The following is a 16382-nucleotide window of genomic DNA, read 5'->3' as shown; positions in this document are numbered from 1 at the left end:
CCCGCCCGCGGCGCCGTCACCGACGTCGAACGGTCAAGTTGAGCGATCTGCACTCAACTCTACGCGCTCTGTGCCCAGTGTCAAATGGACTTGAGTGCAGACGGCTCAAGTTCGGGCGCCGCGGCCGCTCACCTGGGTCCCCGCGTGCCGAGGAAGGAGAAGGCTGTCGACAACGCTCACAAGCATGAGGACCGCGATGGCGGCGAAGGCCACCCGATAGGGGCCCGCATGGTCGGTCCCCCGCGGCAGGAACGCGATGCCCGCGCGGATCAGGAGGGCACCGATGGCGACGCCGAGCGCCGCCGCGAGCTGGACGAGCGTGTTCGCGATCGCGTTCGCGCTCGGGAGCTGCTCGGCCGAGACATCGGCGTACTGCACGTTCATATAGGCCGAGAACCCGATCGAGCGGAACGCCCCCGAAGCGAGCAGGAGGAGGGCGATGAGCAGGTCCGGGTCATCCGGCGAGAGGAAGGCGCATGCGGCGAAGGTCGCGGCCGAGGCCGCGGCCGCGACCACGAGCACGGGCTTGAACCCGAAGCGGCGGATGAGCGGCGTCGTCGCCGGTTTGATCCCGATGTTGCCCACGAAGACCGCCGCGACGAGCAGGCCCGCATGGACAGGGTCCCAGCCGAACCCGTCCTGGAAGAGCAGCGGGAGGAGAAAGGGGACGGACTGAATCGTCAGGCGGTAGACGAAGCCGCCCGTCTGCGTCGCCCGGAACGTGCGGACGTGCAGGACCGAGAAATTGAAGAGCGGCCGAGGCGCGCGGCGCATCCAGACGACGGCGGCGGCCAGCGAAGCGAAGCCCGCGAGGATGGCGGGCACCGCCCATTCGACGGGGCGCCCCTCGCTGAACAGCTCGAGGCCGACGACGACGCCGGCGACACCGAGCGTCGTGAGCGCAAGGCCAGCCCAGTCGAGACGCCGCCCACGGTCCGCTCCCCCAGAGGGAACGAGCCGCAGCGCGGCCACGAACGCTGCCGCACCGAGAGGGAGGTTCACGAAGAAGATCCAGTGCCACGAAAGGAACTGGGTGATCGCGCCGCCCACGAGCGGGGCCAGCACGGGCGCGAGCAGGCCGGGCCAGACGAGATATGCGGTGGCCTTGAGGAGCTGGTCCTTGGGGGTTCCTCGAAGCACCACGAGCGAGCCGACGGGCACCATCATCGCGCCACCGAAGCCCTGGAGCGCCCGGAACCCTGTGAGGGCCAAGAGGTTGGGGCTCATGGCACACAGGAGCGATGCGATGGTGAAGACGGCGATCGCCGAACAGAACACGCGCCGAGGCCCGAACCGCTCCGCGAGCCACGAGCTGAACGGAATGCCCATCGCGACGGCGATGAGGTAGGCCGTCATCGCCACGTTCACGTCCGCCGGAACCACCCGGAAATCCGAGCCGATGGCAGGAAGCGCCGTCGAGAGCGCCGTACCGTCGAGGAACTCCATGAAGTACGTCGCCGCGACGAGCAGCGCGAGCCGAGGACTCCACGAAGATGCCGCGGTGGGGGCAGAGGGCGTCTCGGGCTGGGCTGGCTGGCCCGCGGGCTGGGTCACCGATCCAGCCTACGCTCGCGTCCGTGATGTGGGATAAGCCGTCCACAACGCGAACAGGCGGTTAAATGCCGAGGCCGCAGGTCATTGCCTGCGGCCTGGTCCTTCTCCTGCGGTCTCGGGCCCATGCCCCGTGGGGCTAGGGGCCCGCTCGGTTAGCACGAGGGGCTCGGTCAGTACGAGGGGAAGGTGGTTGCTGCCTGAGCGAACGCTGCGCCGTCGGACGTCGAAGCGAGGGCGATGATGCCCACGATGAAGAGTGCCGAGATCACGGCCCATCCGAGCGTGAACCAGCCGAGGACGCGGAGGTCTGCCTTCTTGATGGGCGCTACGTCGTCGCGGACGTCCTGGATCTGCTGCTGAAGGCGCACGATGGGCGTCTGGCGAGGGGCGAGGAGGACATTTGAGGCATAGTCGACGGTGCCGTTGTCCAGAACGGCGACCATCCGGTGGTTGCGCCGATCGTGGCTCATGCGGCTGATGTGCGAGCCGTGGCGAGCGAGCAGGATATCCTCGCCAAGGCGCATGGTGCGGCGGCCGAAGCGGCCCTTGCGGCGGTGCGGGGTGTGGCTGTCCAAGAGGGACATATGGATGGTGCTCCTTTCGCTGCGGAGAATGGGCACCGTTGCCCGCCGCGTTTCTTTTTGGCCTTTTAAGCGTAGGCGGGTAGTCTTTGCAGTTTTTGCAGAGACGGCCTTTTCGTAGCCAAGATCACGGGCGTCTGTCGCGCCTATCACCGACTCCGGGGTGTCCTGCGTAACGTTGTGCCATGGAAGGCCCGCAGACCACCCCCGAGGACGTCTACACCCACGGTCACCACGAGAGCGTTGTGCGCGCTCACGCGGCTCGCACGGCTGAGAACTCGGCCGCCTTCGTCCTCCCCCATCTCGTGCCAGGAGTCCGAGTGCTCGACGTCGGCTGCGGGCCGGGAAGCATCACGTGCGATTTCGCGGTGCTCACCGCGCCCGGCGAGGTCGTCGGCCTCGACCGTTCCGAGGATGTCCTCGCCCAAGCACGCGCTCTGGCCGAGGACCGTGGGATCGGCAACGTGAGCTTCAGCGTCGGCAATGTGTACGACCTCGACCTCGAGGACGAGTCGTTCGACGTCGTGCACGCGCACCAAGTGCTGCAGCATCTCACGGATCCCGTCGCGGCAGTGCGGGAGATGCGGCGAGTGGCCAAGCCCGGCGGCATCGTTGCGGTCCGGGACGCCGACTTCCACGGCATGAGCTGGTACCCCGAGATCCCCGAACTGGCCGAATGGATGGAGCTGTATCAGCGGATTGCGCGGCGCAACGGAGCGGAGCCCGACGCCGGGCGGCGGCTCGTGAGCTGGATGCAGGAGGCCGGTTTCAGCGACGTGGCACCGTCGAGCAGCAACTGGCTCTACGCGACCCCGCAGCTCCGGGCGTGGCAGGCACGGGTCTGGAGCGAGCGGGTGCTGCACTCGGCCTTTGCAGAGCAGGCCCTCACCTACGGCTTCGCCGACCAAGCGGACCTCGACCGGATCGCCGCGGGCTGGCACCGCTGGGGCTCCTCGGCGGACGGCTGGTTCCTCATCCCCAATGGGGAGGTCATCGGGCGCGCTTAAGCCCGTTTCCCCCTCCACAATGCCCGCCGTGGCGGGTCGTCCACATACGACGACGAAGCACGCCTTCCCGGAAGCCAAGCGCCGTAGCGTCGAGGCATGAGAACTTCCAGCCCCCTTCTTGACCAAGTAGAGTTGACCAGCATGGGGCAATACAACATCTTGGACGCCAAGACGCGGCTCTCCGAGCTGCTCAATCGGCTCGAGTCGGGCGAAGACGTGGTGATCGCGAAGGCGGGGCGCCCGGTCGCTCGCCTCGTCAGGATCGACTCCCCCAAGAAACGGCCGCTCGGCTTCATCAAGGGACACCTTCCGGACGACTTCCTCGAGCCGATGAGTGAGGAGGAACTCTCGGAATGGGAAGGGCCGCTTATCTCCTCGACACCCACGTCCTCGTCTGGGCGCTGACGGAACCAGAGCGGCTTTCGCGGAAATCCCGGAATGCCCTCGAATCCTGAGACTCCAAGCTCGTGGCCTCGGCAGTCTCCGCATACGAGCTCTCGAACAAGCGCCGGATCGGCAAGATCACGCACCTCGAAGGCCTGTTCACCGGCTACGAGAAGCACGTGCTGGCACTCGTCTCGGACCAGATCTCGATCACCGCGCAACACGCTCTCGAAGCTGGACGGCTCGCCTGGAACCACTGTGACCCCTTCGACCGCCTGCTCGCGGCGCAAGCGCTCGTCGAGGGATTCACCTTGATCACCGCCGACCCGGTCTTCTCGGCCTTGGACGGCCTCGACATCCTCTGGTGATTGGGGGCACTAATCTTGAAAGGTGCCTTTCTCGATCTGGGCCGCCCTCCTCGGTGCCTGCCTCCTCATCAGCTTCACTCCCGGCGCCGGCGCCATCAACACCATGAGCAACTCGCTGACGGCGGGTTTCCGTCGGTCCGTCTGGGGCATTCTCGGCCAGCAGGCCGCTCTCGTAGTTCATCTTGCGATCGTCGCGGCAGGCATCGGGGTCCTCGTCGCGAGCTCGCCGATCGCCTTCAATGTGATCCGATACCTCGGTGCGGCCTACCTCATGTACCTCGGCGTGCGTCAGTTCCTCCGCAAGCCGGATGCCTCCGAAGCCGCTGCAGCCGCCCTGGTCAACGAGTCCGCGCTGTCGATGGCCCAGAGGGGGCTCTGGGTCAACCTGCTCAACCCCAAGGCGATCGTCTTCTTCCTCGCGTTCATCCCGGGTTTCGTGCGGCCGGATCACCCACTGTGGAGCCAATACCTCGTCATCGGGGCGACGATCGTGGGCGTCGACATCGTGGTCATGTGGTTCTTCTTCGCCCTCGCAGCGAAGAGCTTCCAGCGCTTCACCCACAACGAACGCGCGCAGCTCGTGCTCAACCGCGCATTCGGGTCGCTCTTCGTAGGCGTCGGCATTCTGCTGGCCGCCATCTAGCCGCCCGATTCCGGCAGTGGGGACTCGTAACCCTATGCTTGATCCATGAACTCGACGGCGAGCCCCTACCGGATCATCACGGTCTGCACCGGGAACATCTGCCGCTCGCCCATGGCCGAGTTCATGCTCGCCTACGCCCTGCGCATGGCGGGCCTCGCGGACCGGGCTGTCGTGGATTCTGCGGGCACCACCAACTACGAGGCCGGGCGACCGATCGATCCCCGCGCCGCACGCGTCCTCGACGCCCATGGGCTCCGTCCTGGCAAGCACGTCGCACGCCAGTTCCGGCCCGAGTGGTACGTCGAGCGGGACCTCATTCTCGCGCTCGACATCGACCACTACGGCCACCTCCGCGAATTTGCTCCCGAGGGGGCCGCGGAGAAGGTGCGGATGCTGCGCTCGTTCGACCCCGCCGTCGCCCATCTCGATGCGCTCGACCAAGGGATCGAAGACCCTTGGTTCGGCGACCAGAGCGACTTCGAGACGACGTGGCAGCTCCTCAACGCGGCAGTCCCCGGCATCGTCGAGCACGTACGCCACGAGCTCACGCACCGGCCGCCGCTGCTCGCCGAGGCGTGACCCGGCAGCACGTCGCCCACTCGAGCGTGATCGCCGTCGACGGCCGCTCGGGTGCTGGGAAGACGTCACTCGCCGTCGAACTCGTCGCGGCACTGCGAGAGCACCGAACCGTCGCGCTGGTGCACCTCGAAGACCTCTACCCGGGGTGGGACGGGCTAGCGCGCGGCATCGAACGTTGTGCCACTGACATCCTCGCACCGCTCCGCCGAGGCGAGACCGCGCGCTGGCGCGCATGGGACTGGCTCACGGGGGACGAAGGCGAGGAGCGGGTCACGGAACCCGCAGAGATCGTCGTGCTCGAAGGCGTCGGGGCCGGCGCGGAGCAGTTGCGCGGCCTCGCCGACGCCGTCGTCTGGCTCGAGTCCCCGGCCGACGAGCGCCGCCGCCGTGCGCTCGACCGTGACGGCGAGACGTACGCGCCCCACTGGGAGCGCTGGGCCGCGCAGGAGGATGCTTGGCTCGCCGCCGACGACGTCGCGGCTGCCGCTACCGTCACAGTCGTCTCCTCCCCCGGTGCTGCGCGGTCGGAGCAGGCCACTCGCCGCGTGCTCGATGCGCTCGCCGAACTCCCGGCGTTCCGCGACGCCCTCGCGCCGGAACGTGCCCAGCGCGAGTCCCCCGAAGTCGTCGTCCGCCGGATCGCGGCCGCGCCCGAGCCGGTCGCGCTCTTCGAGACCCTGTTCGGCGGATCGGAGCATGCGATATGGCTGGACTCCTCCGATCGGCCGGACTCCGACCGCGCTGAAGGGCCCAACGCGCGGCCGCCCAGCACCCGAACGCGGAGCCGCTTCAGCATCATGGCCGACGACGGTGGCCTCCTTGGTCGGCGGGCGGTGCACAGCGACGGGGTCACGAGCGTGACCTACGGGCCCGAAACGCCCTCGCCCGCGACAGCGCGCTTCGACCAGCCGTTCTTCCGCTGGCTCGACAGCGCATGGGGCCACAGTGGAGAAGCACCGCCCGAGGGCCTCGAGTGCGGCTTCGCGCTCGGCTGGCTGGGGTACCTCGGATATGAGCTCAAGCGCGAGTGCGGTGGCAACAATGTCAGCACCGCCTCCCCTCCAGACAGCGGGATCCCCGACGCCCAGCTCGTCTACGCTGCCCGCGCCGTCGTCGTCGACCACGATCGCGGTGGCGTGTGGCTCTTGGCCCTCGCCGCGCCCGATGCCGCGTCCTGGCTCGACGAGGCAGAGCGAGCCGTCCGGGCGCCCGCGGCCGAGGCCAGCGACACGCCCCTTGAGCTCGCCCCCGCCCCCGCCTTCCGGGCGAGGGACGACGGCGGTACGTACCGGGACAAGGTCCGCGCGGCCAAGGCGGAGATCACCGAGGGCACCACGTACGAGGTCTGCCTCACGACGGCGCTTGAGGCGGACATTGCCCCCGATCAGCTCGACCCCTGGGCTACCTACCGATCCTTGCGGCGCCGCAGCCCGGCGCCATTCGCGGCGTTCGCCCGCTTCGGTTCGGTCGCTATCGCAAGCACGTCGCCGGAGCGGTTCCTGAGCATCACGGACGACGGCGGTCTCCGCGCCGAACCCATCAAGGGCACGCGCCGCCGGTCGGCCGGGGCAGGGCCTGAGGAGGACGCTCTCGTTCGTGCGGAACTGGCCGGGAACCCGAAGGACCGCGCCGAAAACCTCATGATCGTCGACCTGCTCCGCAACGACCTCAGCCACTTCGCTGTCCCCGGATCGGTCGCCGTGGCCCGGCTCTTCGCCGTCGAAACCTACGCCACGGTCCACCAGCTCGTGAGCACCATCGAGGCCCAGCTCCGGCCTGGGGCGTCGCGGGCGGAGGCCGTCGCGGCGGCCTTCCCGCCTGGTTCGATGACCGGCGCCCCGAAGATCAGCACCATGGACATCCTCGACCGGCTCGAAGGAGTGCCGAGGGGCGTCTACTCGGGCGCGATCGGCTACTTCTCGCGCACAGGCGCTGCCGACCTCTCCGTCGTCATCCGCACCCTCGTCGTCGTCGAACGCCCCGACGGCACCGCGCGGCTCTCGCTCGGGGTGGGCGGCGCCGTCGTCGCCGATTCCGATCCGGACGCCGAGCACGACGAGATCCGCGCCAAGTCGTTCGCGGTCCTCAGCACACTGAGTGCTCAATTCCCGAAGTGACTGCTGCCTGTCCGACGCCCGGTCCGCCCTGCTCCTGGCCAGACGACTACTGCGCTGGTCCCCCTTACTGCACCGGTCCCCGCTACTGCGCTGGTCACCGTTACTGCACTGGTCCCCGTTACTGCGCTGTCTCCGTTACTGCACCGTCGCCGTGAGCCGGGCGACGTTGTCCACATAGCGGCTCAGGAGCGGACGCTGGCGCCACATGTGGAGATCGACCGGAAGGCTGATCTCGCGGTACATGTCCTCGACCCGGCGCATCTGGGCGACGATGCTCGCCCCCGGCAGCATGAGCGAGACCTCCATGTTGAGTGAGAACGAGCGCATGTCCATGTTGGAGGAGCCGAGGACCGCGACGTCGTCATCGACCGTGAAGTGCTTCGCGTGGAGGACGTACGGCTTCGGGTAGCGATAGATCTTCACCCCCGCCGCGAGCAGCACCTCGTAGTAGGACTGCTGCGCGTGGTGGACGAGGAACTGGTCGCCCTGCTCGGACACGAACAGCTCGACGTCGACCCCTCGCTGCGCGGCCGTCGTCACCGCGTAGAGAAGGGAGTCGTCGGGGACGAAGTACGGGCTGCAGATCGAGAGCCGGTGCTGCGCTGAGTAGATGAGGGTGTTGAAGAGCCGCAGATTGTTCTCGTTTGCGAAAGCAGGCCCACTCGGAACGACCTGCGCCGGCATCTCCCCCACCGGCTCCGGTGGCTCCATCTGCTCGGCCAGAAGCTGACCCGTCTCGCTCAGCCAGTCCGTCGCGAACACGACATTGAGGGTTGTCACGGCGGGCCCCTCGAGCCGGGCCATGAGCTCGACCCACTTCCGGCCCACCCGGCGGTGCCGCGGATTCCGGTACGAGCGCTCGATGAGGTTGAGCGAACCCGTGAACGCGATCTGGCCGTCGACGACCAGAATCTTGCGGTGGTTGCGCAGGTCGGGACGGCGCCAGTGACCCAGAAGCGGAAGAAGCGGGAGCATCCGCCGCCACTGGATCTTCGATGCGCCGAGCCGGTGCAGGAGCCCGCGATACCCGTGGATGCGGGCGGTCCCGATGTGATCGAAGAGGAGCCGCACCTCGACTCCGCGCTCCGCGGCCTCTTCGAGAGCAGTGAAAAGCTTGTCGGTCACATCGTCAGAGCTCATGATGTAGAACTCCGCGTTCACGAAGCGCTTCGCGGACCGCACCGCCTCGGCCATCTCGGCGATCGCGTCCTCATAGCCCGGGATGAGACGGACGTTGTTGCCGTTGACCATCGGCAGGGAACCGAGATGCCGGTTGAGCGCGGCGGCCGAGTGAAGCCAGTCCGCCCCCGGGAAGCGAGTGTCGACGTCGTCCGAGCTCGCGAGCGTAGCGCGCACGCGGTTGTCGACCTCCTGCTGCTGCTCACGCCGGTTCCGCGAGAGGCGGAAGTTGCCGAACATGAGGAACAGCAGGAGCCCGACTGTTGGGATCACGAAGATGGCCAGCAGCCAGGCCATCGCGGTGGTCGGACGGCGGTTGCCGGGGATGATGCCGACGACGGCAATGCGGATCACGAGGTCGATGACCGCGATGAGGAACGTTGCCCAGTCCGGCAGGAGGCCGATGAGAGGCAGCTGGAACAGCATGGGCACAGCCTAAGCTGTCCCCATGACTCAGACCGTACTTGTCTTCCTCGACCCCGCCTATCCCGACGGACGTGTCGAGGACGCGAGTAGGCCCACGCTCTACGCGACCGATCTTGGCGTGACCCGCGGAGACGGCGTCTTCGAGACCCTCCTTGTGCTGGACGGCCACGTCCGCAAGCTCCCTGCGCACCTCGCGCGGCTCCATTCGAGCGCGCGGATGCTCGAACTCGGCGTCCCCGAACACGACGTCTGGGAGCGCGCGATCGTGACGGCTCTGGCCGAGTACCAGCGGACGGTCGGGGTGCTCGACGAAGTCGTTGTGCGGCTCGTCGCGACGCGAGGCGTGGAGGGCGAGCACGCCCCCACTTGCTGGGTCGCCGCCTTCGCCCCCGCGCACTCGGCGAAGCGGCAGCGCGAGGAGGGGGTCGACGTCGTCCTCCTTGACCGCGGCTACGACTCCGACATCGCCGAGCGCGCGCCGTGGCTCCTCCTCGGGGCGAAGACGCTCAGCTATGCGGTCAACATGGCTGCGCTGCGCTACGCCCATTCGCAGGGCGCCGACGATGTGATCTTCACGTCCTCGGACGGCCAGGTGCTCGAGGGCCCTACCTCGACCGTTCTGGTCGCCCACGCGGAAACGGACGACGACGGCCGGGTCACCGCGAAGAGGCTCGTCACCCCCCAGCTCGATTCCGGGATTCTGCCCGGCACGTCGCAGGGGGCGCTCTTCGCCGCCGCGAAGCAGGCCGGGTGGGAGCTCGGCTACGGGCCGTTGGAGCCCGAGGACCTCTTCGACGCCGACGCCGTCTGGCTCATCTCCTCGGTGCGACTGCTCACCCCAGTGAACCACCTCGACGGCAAGCCGATCGGCGAGCCCTCGCTCGTCAGGACCCTCACAGAGGAGCTCGCGGGGCTCTTCGACCGGATCGCGTGACGGGCTGGCCGGTCAGCCGAGAGCTACCGTGATTTCGTTCGGTGGCGCGGACAGCTTCACCGACCCGAGCTTTTCGCCCGTCTTGAGGTCAACAGCATGCACCGTGCTGCTGCCGGGTTCGGTGACGTAGCCGGTAGTGCCGTTCACCGCGATCGCGGGGTGAGGGTCCTGCCAGTGCGCTGGACCCTCCCAGGGCGCAATCACCGGGTATTCCTTGACGATTTCTCCCGATGCCGGGTCGAGCACGTGGATTGATCCGTCGGTGGAGAGGATATAGGCGCGGTGATCGGAACCCCGGACTACATCGCGCCAGGTGTAGTGAACGTTGTCCGGCAGGTTCACGACCCTGTACGTGTGCTTCGCGGTGTCGATGAGAGTGACGGCATTCAAAAGATAGCCTTCGTCATCCGGGTTGTTCTTGTAATCGCCGACGACGATGGAACTTGTCTCCGTGGCGTAGGCGTTGCCCATGCGGCCGTATTTGTCGGGGGCAGCGAACTTCTCGAACTTTCCATGGTGGTAGAGCAGTGCGCCGTCTTCGCAGCCGAAGACGGCGGCCTCGTCAGCTGCAGCCCCCTCGCCGTGGATCCCACGGCACTCGCTGTTCTCGGACACCTTGTCCCACTTTCCACCGTTGGGGCGGAGGGCTGCGGCTCCTGTTCGCCCGGTCTTGTCCCCCACCGTGGTGAGGAGGGTGCCGTCGCTGAGCCGAATGGAGACCCCGTGGTGCGGCGCCGCTGCTGTGTAGGTCTCTGTGCTGGGAAGCTTGCCTCCGCTGTTGAGAAGTGCGCGAGTGTCGAAGATGGTGGTGGTGCCGCTTCCGTCGTCGAAGAGGATGGTGTGATCTGCGTGGCGCACGACGTGCCCAGGGGTGGTGGCCTTGAAGACAGCGTCGGTGAGCGCCGGTTTGCCGGTGTCGAGGACTTGGAACCCCTGTGAAGTTGTGACGAGCACGTGACGCCCGTCCCCCACTGCGTTGACGCGGGTGAAGTCTTCAGTGGGGAAGGTTCCAACGACCTTGAGGGTCTTGCCGTCGAGTACAGCGATGCCGTTCTTGTAGGCCACCGCCACTCGTCCCGCGGTCTCGGCTGCCGCCGATTCGGAGTTGGGCGAAGTCTGGGTCGCTGTGCTGGCGCAAGAGCTGAGGGCGAGCGCCGCTGCTGCGGTGGCTGACGCGGCGGCAAGGCGCACGGATCGTGATCTCTTCATGGGTGTTCCTCTCTAGTGGACGGACGCTGTGGTCAGTGCCTTGGTGATTCGGTCTGTGTTGGTCCGCATCATCGCGAGATACGTTTCGGCGTCCTGGCCCGATTCGGACAGGGATTCCGTGTAGAGGGCGACGACGGCGACGTTGATGCCCGCCTCTCGGGCCAGCACCTGAACGAGTCGATCGGGTTGCGACGATTCTGCGAAGATCGCGGGCACGCCGGCCTGCCTGATCGCTTCCGCGAGGGCTCGCAGGTCGGCGGCGCTCGGAGCGGCAAGGGTTGTGCCGCCCGGGATCACCGCACCGATTACCCGGAAGTTGAAGCGGTCAGCGAGGTAGCCGAAGACATGGTGATTGGTGACGAGGGCCCGCTGGCTGGGTGGTATGGCGGCGAAGGACTCTTCCATTTCGCGATCAAGCCGCTGGAGCCTTTCGCGGTAGTCGGCGGCCCGCTCTCTCAGGCCATTCGGCTCGATGCCGTTGATGCCGGAAAGCGCTCCCTCCAAGGCCTTCACGACGTCGATCATTCGGCCCGGGTCGGTCCAGAAGTGCGGGTCGGGCGTTCCTTCGGACTCGCCCGACGAATAGGGAAGCGGCCTCAAGTGGTCTCCGGCCGTGAACACCCTTCCGCCGACGCTGGCTACGCGGTCGAGATGTTGTTGGAGGCCTTCTTCGAGGCCGAGTCCATTCGCGACGACGAGATCCGCCTCGCCCATCCGGGCCGCCTGCTGGGCGGAAATCTCGAACGAATGGGGGTCTGCGTTCGGTTTCATGAGCGTTGTAACCTGGGCCCCGTCGCCGACGATTTGCTGGACGACGTCGCCGAGGATGTTGGTGGTCACGACGATCTGGGGCTTGTCGCCACCACCACTTGGGGCACATCCGGAAAGCAGTGCAGCTGCCACAACAAGCGCGAGGGCCAGAACGCGCCTCACCGGCCCGTCTCCGCGATGAACGCCGGCTGCACGGAAGGTAAGAGTGTTCGAGCGATCCGGGCGCTGTCCGCGAAGTCGATCTCATACACCACCGCTTCCGAGGGGGCGTTCACGTAGGCACGCTGTGCGTCGACCGTCAGGCTCACGCTATCCAGCGACGGTGAGGTGGAAAGGGTCTTCGGCAGCAACGGCTCAGTGACGCCGACCTCTTCGCCGGTCTTTGCGAGGTAGACGTGCACCCGGCCTTCGGCGTCGAGGGTGACGACGTGGCCCTTCTGGTCGTCGACGGCGCTCGCGTGCACCATCGGGACGGGCGTTGGCAACCATTGCCAGGAGCGCTGCCGGGTACTCAGCAACCACACTCCGGTAGGCCCGCCAACGCCCGCCACAGTCGGCCGGCCCTTGCGCGCGTCGAACTTGACGGCCGCGCTGGCTGAAGCCCCGTTCGGGTACGGGATCTTCTCGAAGGCCGGGGCATCATCTTGCGTGGTGATCACGAGGGCACCGTCGCCGCAGCCCACGACTGCGCCGACTCGCGTCACGACGCTGCCTCGCGCCTCGGGGCAATCGGCGCGGGCCCCCTCCACCGGCTTCCCCCCGGCGTCGTGATACTGCAGAGCGGCCGGTCTTCCCTCGGCATCCGGAGTAGTCACGATTGCGCCTTCACCTACCGGCACGACGAGCCCCTGGTGCGGCGACAACTGCGCCCGGAACCTCTCCCGGATCTCACCTCGCGACAGCGAAGCGTTGTCGAGCAGCACAGCATCCCCTGATTCTGGAAAGAACAGGCCGGTACCACCCGCGGTGGAGACCATTCCGGTCGAGACGGCTGGGGCACCGCCGCCGGGGACTGTCCCGAGGAGTGCTGGCGCGGCCCGGTAGTAATGGAAATGGTCACCGTGGTCCCAGGTCCACGTGCCGCCGTCGAGGATCTCGACCCCTTTCGAGGTCGTGGCGAAGACGTAACGCCCATCGGTTGCCACAGCCGACGGGGCGCCAACCGTACCGATCTTTGTCTCCTTGTTCTCCAGCAAATTGAGCATGCCGACGTTGCCGGTTTGATCGATGGCCACGAGGTGCAGCTGGGGCTCAGCGACTTCCGCCGCTCCAGTCACCGCCCCGTGGCCGCTGCCCGACGGCGTGCCCGAGCTCGGAGAGACTTCGGCGGACGGCGCGGTGTTCGAGCACGCTGACGCGGCTGTGAGCACCAGAGCGGCGAGCACTGGGGCGAGGCGACGATTCATGGATGCTTTTCCCTCTTACGGTCGATCGACAGATGCGTTTGGTCGTGGCGGGCGGCCCGCAGGAACGCGAGCCGGACCCAGAGTCGGTGGGCGCTCGCGGAGCAGCAGGTGAGGAGAATGGCCGCTGCGGCGATCGAGGCGCCAGCAGCAGTGCTGGCGTACCAGGAGACGGTCAGGCCGAGAACGACGGCGGCTGTTCCGAATGCGACAGCTGCGCACATTCGGATGGGAACCCTGTTGGTCCACGGACTCGCCGCTACCGCTGGGGCGAGCAGAAGACCAACCACCAACAGCGATCCCACTGCCTTGTATGACGCCATGACCGCAAGCGTGACCAGTCCCACCTGCAGGAGTTTCGCCAGCTGGGGCCGCAGCCCGAGAGCCTGGGCGATCCGCTCGTCGAACGCCACAGCGACGAACGATCGATGGAACGCAACGGCGATCGCGATCGTCAGCGCGGCGGTGACGGCCAGTACGAGAATCTCGCTCCCACCAATGGCAAGAATGTCCCCGAACAACATCACTGTGGCGTCTGTGGCGAATGTTCGTGAGTGCGAGACGACGATGACACCGAGGGAGAGCATCCCAACGAACAGAAGTCCGATGCTCGTGTCGTAGGAAAGACGCCCACGCTTCTGGAGTAGGCCGATCATTCCGCTCATCGCGACCGCACTGAGGGCGCCGCCTACGAGGGCGGGCATGCCGAGCACCGTTGCGACGGCGACGCCGGGCAGCATGCCATGCCCGATGGCTTCTCCGAAGAAGGCCATCCCGCGGATCACCACCCACGTTCCTACGACTCCGCAGATCAGCGCGGCCAGCATCCCCCCGGCCAACGCGCGAACGAGAAAGTCGGCGACTGGAGGATCCGCGAGCGAAGGCATGTCCGAGAGTCTAAGATTAATGAGATTCATTCTCAAAACGGGAGATCGATGTGATGCGACCAGCAATCCAAGCAAGGGGTCTTTGCTACGCCTTCGACGGCAACCGAGTGCTCGAGAGCGTGAGCATGGAGGTGCCGTGGGGCACGGTGACTGCGTTGACGGGTCCTAACGGTGCAGGGAAGTCGACGCTCGTGGAACTGCTAGCAGGAGTCCGCCGGCCGGCTGGAGGAGTCATCGAGCGTGACGCGGATGTCGCACTCGTCGTCCAGCGGCCAGCCGCACCCGAAACGCTCAGCCTCACCGTCCAGGACGTGGTCGCCATGGGAACCTGGGGTGATCGGAAATATGGACGTGGGGCCCGCTCCTCCCGCGAACGCGCCCGAAACGTGAGCCGTGCCATCGCTCGGGTGGAGATGGGCGGCTTGGAGCGACGCCCGTTCTCTGCCCTCTCGGGAGGCCAACGCCAACGAGCACTCCTCGCTCAGGGACTCGCCCGCTCCGCCCGGATCCTCATTCTCGACGAACCCGCCGCGGGCCTCGATCACGAGAGCCAGACTCGTGCCCGCCGAATCCTCGCCGAGGAGGCCGATCGCGGCATAGCAGTTCTCTGCGTCACCCATGATCGAGCCGACATTGCGGCGGCCGACCATGTCCTCCGGCTAGATCGAGGTGTCGTCCTCCCTGAGAGCACGCATCGAGCCGGGCCTGGCCCCCGCGCCCCAGGCTCTGGCCATTAGTTGGAAGTCCGAGTATCTTCGGTCCTAGATCCCGAAGAGACGCGGATCACAACCCCGACCGGATGCAAAGGAGCGTTCCGTCATGGTGCAGCAGCCTTCCCAGACGGTGTACGAGCTTTCCCATTACGTTGGCGGCCAGCGGGTCGAGGGCGCGTCGGGACGCTTCGGCGACATCTTCGACCCGTGTGCCGGAAGGGTTCAGGGGCGAGTCCCGCTGGCCAGCGCGGAGGAAGTCCGCAGCGCCATCGCGAGCGCCGAGAAGGGCCAGGTCGAATGGGCGGCGCTCAATCCGCAGCGCCGGGGCCGCATCCTTCTCAGGTTCGTGGACCTCGTCAATGCCCACCTCGACGAGCTCTCCGAGCCCCTCGCCCGTGAGCACGGCAAGACGCTCGCGGATGCCCGAAGCGACGTCCAGCGTGGAATCGAGGTGGTGGAATTCGCCGCCGGAGCACCGCACCTCCTCAAGGGCGAATTCTCGGACGGCGTGGGCCAAGGCATCGATGTCCACTCACTGCGGCAGCCGCTCGGCGTCGTCGCCGGCATCTCGCCCTTCAACTTCCCCGCCATGATCCCGCTGTGGCAGTGCGGCCCCGCCCTCGCGGCGGGCAACGCGTTCATCCTCAAGCCCTCCGAGCGCGACCCTTCCGTGCCGCTGCGGCTCGCAGAGCTCTTCACCGAAGCGGGTCTGCCGGACGGCGTGTTCAACGTGATCAACGGGGACAAGGAAGCCGTTGACGCTCTCCTCGAGGACCCGCGCGTCAAGGCGATCGGTTTCGTCGGGTCGACGCCGATCGCGCAGTACATCTACGCGACCGCCGCAGCGCACGGAAAGCGCGCGCAGTGCTTCGGCGGGGCGAAAAACCACATGGTGATCATGCCGGACGCCGACCTCGACATGGCCGCTGACGCCCTCATCGGCGCCGCCTACGGCTCCGCGGGCGAGCGCTGCATGGCCATTTCCGTCGCGGTGCCGGTTGGCGAGGAGACTGGAGATCGCCTTATCGCCGCACTCGAAAGCCGCATCCAAGGCCTGACCGTCGGCCCAAGTCTCGACAAGGGCTCGGATTTCGGTCCCGTCGTGACGCCGGCCGCGAAGGAACGGATTGAGGGCTACATCGCGGCGGGGGTCGAGGAGGGCGCGACTCTCGTGAGCGACGGCCGCGGCGCCTCGGTGGAGGGTTACGAGGGCGGCTTCTGGGTCGGACCCACCCTCTTCGACCGGGTGACCCCGGAAATGAGCATCTACCGCGACGAGATCTTCGGGCCCGTGCTGAGCGTGGTCCGCGCTGAGGACTACGAAGATGCCCTACGGCTCTGCAGCGAGAACGAGTACGGCAACGGCGTCGCGATCTTCACGCGCGACGGCGACTCCGCCCGGGACTTCGCGAGCCGGGTCGAGGTGGGGATGGTCGGGGTGAACGTGCCGATCCCAGTGCCCATCGCGTACTACACCTTCGGAGGTTGGAAGGCCTCAGGCTTCGGCGATCTCAACCAGCACGGCCCAGACGCCTTCCGGTTCTATACGAAGACCAAGACCGTCACGAGCCGCTGGCCCTCGGGCATCCGGCAAGGCGCCCACTTCGTGATGCCGGAAGGGAGCTGA

Annotated in this window: 16 protein-coding genes; 9 read left to right on the top strand and 7 right to left on the bottom strand. The window is 67.1% G+C overall.

The annotated features are described in order from the left end of the window. Positions 1-105 precede the first annotated feature (105 nt). Positions 106-1554, bottom strand: a complete 1449-nt coding sequence (locus tag L0M17_RS02970; protein WP_241051060.1) for an MFS transporter — start codon at positions 1552-1554, stop codon at positions 106-108. Positions 1555-1724: 170 nt separating this feature from the next. Then, positions 1725-2138, bottom strand: a complete 414-nt coding sequence (locus L0M17_RS02965) for a hypothetical protein (protein ID WP_241051058.1) — start codon at positions 2136-2138, stop codon at positions 1725-1727. A 182-nt stretch (positions 2139-2320) separates the two neighbouring features. Here L0M17_RS02965 and L0M17_RS02960 point away from each other — a divergent pair, with 182 nt between their 5' ends. From L0M17_RS02960 to pabB, 6 genes are all read left to right on the top strand, one after another. Next, a complete protein-coding gene (locus L0M17_RS02960) occupies positions 2321-3142 on the top strand; it encodes a methyltransferase domain-containing protein (protein WP_241051057.1) in 822 nt (273 codons plus the stop codon). A 141-nt stretch (positions 3143-3283) separates the two neighbouring features. Then, the gene (locus L0M17_RS02955; protein WP_241051055.1) at positions 3284-3547 is read left to right on the top strand and encodes a type II toxin-antitoxin system Phd/YefM family antitoxin; all 264 of its coding nucleotides are present in this window, start codon (positions 3284-3286) and stop codon (positions 3545-3547) included. A 62-nt stretch (positions 3548-3609) separates the two neighbouring features. Next, positions 3610-3894, top strand: a complete 285-nt coding sequence (locus L0M17_RS02950; protein WP_241051053.1) for a type II toxin-antitoxin system VapC family toxin — start codon at positions 3610-3612, stop codon at positions 3892-3894. Positions 3895-3916: 22 nt separating this feature from the next. Beyond that, positions 3917-4537: a LysE family transporter gene (locus tag L0M17_RS02945; RefSeq protein WP_241051051.1), complete on the top strand. Its 621-nt coding sequence runs from the start codon at positions 3917-3919 to the stop codon at positions 4535-4537. A 45-nt stretch (positions 4538-4582) separates the two neighbouring features. Continuing rightward, on the top strand, positions 4583-5116 hold the full coding sequence (locus L0M17_RS02940; protein ID WP_241051049.1) for a low molecular weight protein-tyrosine-phosphatase: 534 nt from the start codon (positions 4583-4585) through the stop codon (positions 5114-5116). Further along, complete coding sequence (pabB, locus tag L0M17_RS02935; RefSeq protein WP_241051047.1) at positions 5113-7233, top strand: aminodeoxychorismate synthase component I; 2121 nt, start codon at positions 5113-5115, stop codon at positions 7231-7233. The genes L0M17_RS02940 and pabB overlap by 4 nt, the downstream gene beginning before the upstream one ends. 135 nt (positions 7234-7368) lie before the next feature. Here the strand turns inward: pabB and cls are convergent, their stop codons facing one another. Continuing rightward, positions 7369-8838, bottom strand: a complete 1470-nt coding sequence (cls, locus tag L0M17_RS02930; RefSeq protein WP_241051045.1) for a cardiolipin synthase — start codon at positions 8836-8838, stop codon at positions 7369-7371. 22 nt (positions 8839-8860) lie between these two features. On the opposite strand from cls, the gene L0M17_RS02925 reads away from it, so the two are divergent. Next, positions 8861-9772, top strand: a complete 912-nt coding sequence (locus tag L0M17_RS02925; RefSeq protein WP_241051044.1) for an aminodeoxychorismate lyase — start codon at positions 8861-8863, stop codon at positions 9770-9772. Positions 9773-9784: 12 nt separating this feature from the next. Here L0M17_RS02925 and aztD read toward each other — a convergent pair whose 3' ends face one another. The 4 genes from aztD to aztB are packed head-to-tail and all read right to left on the bottom strand — an operon-like array spanning position 9785 to position 14042. After that, entirely contained in the window at positions 9785-10981 is a 1197-nt protein-coding gene (aztD, locus tag L0M17_RS02920) for a zinc metallochaperone AztD (RefSeq protein WP_241051043.1), read from the bottom strand. A 12-nt stretch (positions 10982-10993) separates the two neighbouring features. Further along, positions 10994-11914, bottom strand: a complete 921-nt coding sequence (gene aztC, locus L0M17_RS02915; RefSeq protein WP_241051042.1) for a zinc ABC transporter substrate-binding protein AztC — start codon at positions 11912-11914, stop codon at positions 10994-10996. After that, positions 11911-13158: an ABC transporter gene (locus L0M17_RS02910; RefSeq protein WP_241051041.1), complete on the bottom strand. Its 1248-nt coding sequence runs from the start codon at positions 13156-13158 to the stop codon at positions 11911-11913. The genes aztC and L0M17_RS02910 overlap by 4 nt, the downstream gene beginning before the upstream one ends. Next, entirely contained in the window at positions 13155-14042 is an 888-nt protein-coding gene (gene aztB, locus L0M17_RS02905; protein WP_241051040.1) for a zinc ABC transporter permease AztB, read from the bottom strand. The genes L0M17_RS02910 and aztB overlap by 4 nt, the downstream gene beginning before the upstream one ends. A 53-nt stretch (positions 14043-14095) precedes the next feature. Here aztB and L0M17_RS02900 point away from each other — a divergent pair, with 53 nt between their 5' ends. Further along, positions 14096-14779 (top strand): metal ABC transporter ATP-binding protein, encoded by a 684-nt coding sequence (locus tag L0M17_RS02900; protein WP_308196796.1) that lies wholly within the window; start codon positions 14096-14098, stop codon positions 14777-14779. Positions 14780-14861: 82 nt separating this feature from the next. Then, entirely contained in the window at positions 14862-16382 is a 1521-nt protein-coding gene (locus L0M17_RS02895) for a CoA-acylating methylmalonate-semialdehyde dehydrogenase (protein ID WP_241051039.1), read from the top strand.

The sequence above is a fragment of the Sinomonas terrae genome, from assembly GCF_022539255.1.
Lineage (GTDB): Bacteria > Actinomycetota > Actinomycetes > Actinomycetales > Micrococcaceae > Sinomonas > Sinomonas terrae.
The sequence above is the reverse complement of the archived record's forward strand: the minus strand, read 5'-3'. Positions and strand labels throughout refer to the sequence as shown.

Excerpts from the sequence above, each read along its gene's own strand:
- L0M17_RS02960 (WP_241051057.1), top strand. The coding sequence starts at position 2,321 with ATGGAAGGCCCGCAGACCACCCCCGAGGACGTCTACACCCACGGTCAC.
- aztD (WP_241051043.1), bottom strand. The coding sequence starts at position 10,981 with ATGAAGAGATCACGATCCGTGCGCCTTGCCGCCGCGTCAGCCACCGCA.
- L0M17_RS02965 (WP_241051058.1), bottom strand. The coding sequence starts at position 2,138 with ATGTCCCTCTTGGACAGCCACACCCCGCACCGCCGCAAGGGCCGCTTC.
- L0M17_RS02910 (WP_241051041.1), bottom strand. The coding sequence starts at position 13,158 with ATGAATCGTCGCCTCGCCCCAGTGCTCGCCGCTCTGGTGCTCACAGCC.
- L0M17_RS02895 (WP_241051039.1), top strand. The coding sequence starts at position 14,862 with ATGGTGCAGCAGCCTTCCCAGACGGTGTACGAGCTTTCCCATTACGTT.
- cls (WP_241051045.1), bottom strand. The coding sequence starts at position 8,838 with ATGCTGTTCCAGCTGCCTCTCATCGGCCTCCTGCCGGACTGGGCAACG.
- aztB (WP_241051040.1), bottom strand. The coding sequence starts at position 14,042 with ATGCCTTCGCTCGCGGATCCTCCAGTCGCCGACTTTCTCGTTCGCGCG.
- L0M17_RS02955 (WP_241051055.1), top strand. The coding sequence starts at position 3,284 with ATGGGGCAATACAACATCTTGGACGCCAAGACGCGGCTCTCCGAGCTG.
- L0M17_RS02925 (WP_241051044.1), top strand. The coding sequence starts at position 8,861 with ATGACTCAGACCGTACTTGTCTTCCTCGACCCCGCCTATCCCGACGGA.
- L0M17_RS02940 (WP_241051049.1), top strand. The coding sequence starts at position 4,583 with ATGAACTCGACGGCGAGCCCCTACCGGATCATCACGGTCTGCACCGGG.
- L0M17_RS02900 (WP_308196796.1), top strand. The coding sequence starts at position 14,096 with ATGCGACCAGCAATCCAAGCAAGGGGTCTTTGCTACGCCTTCGACGGC.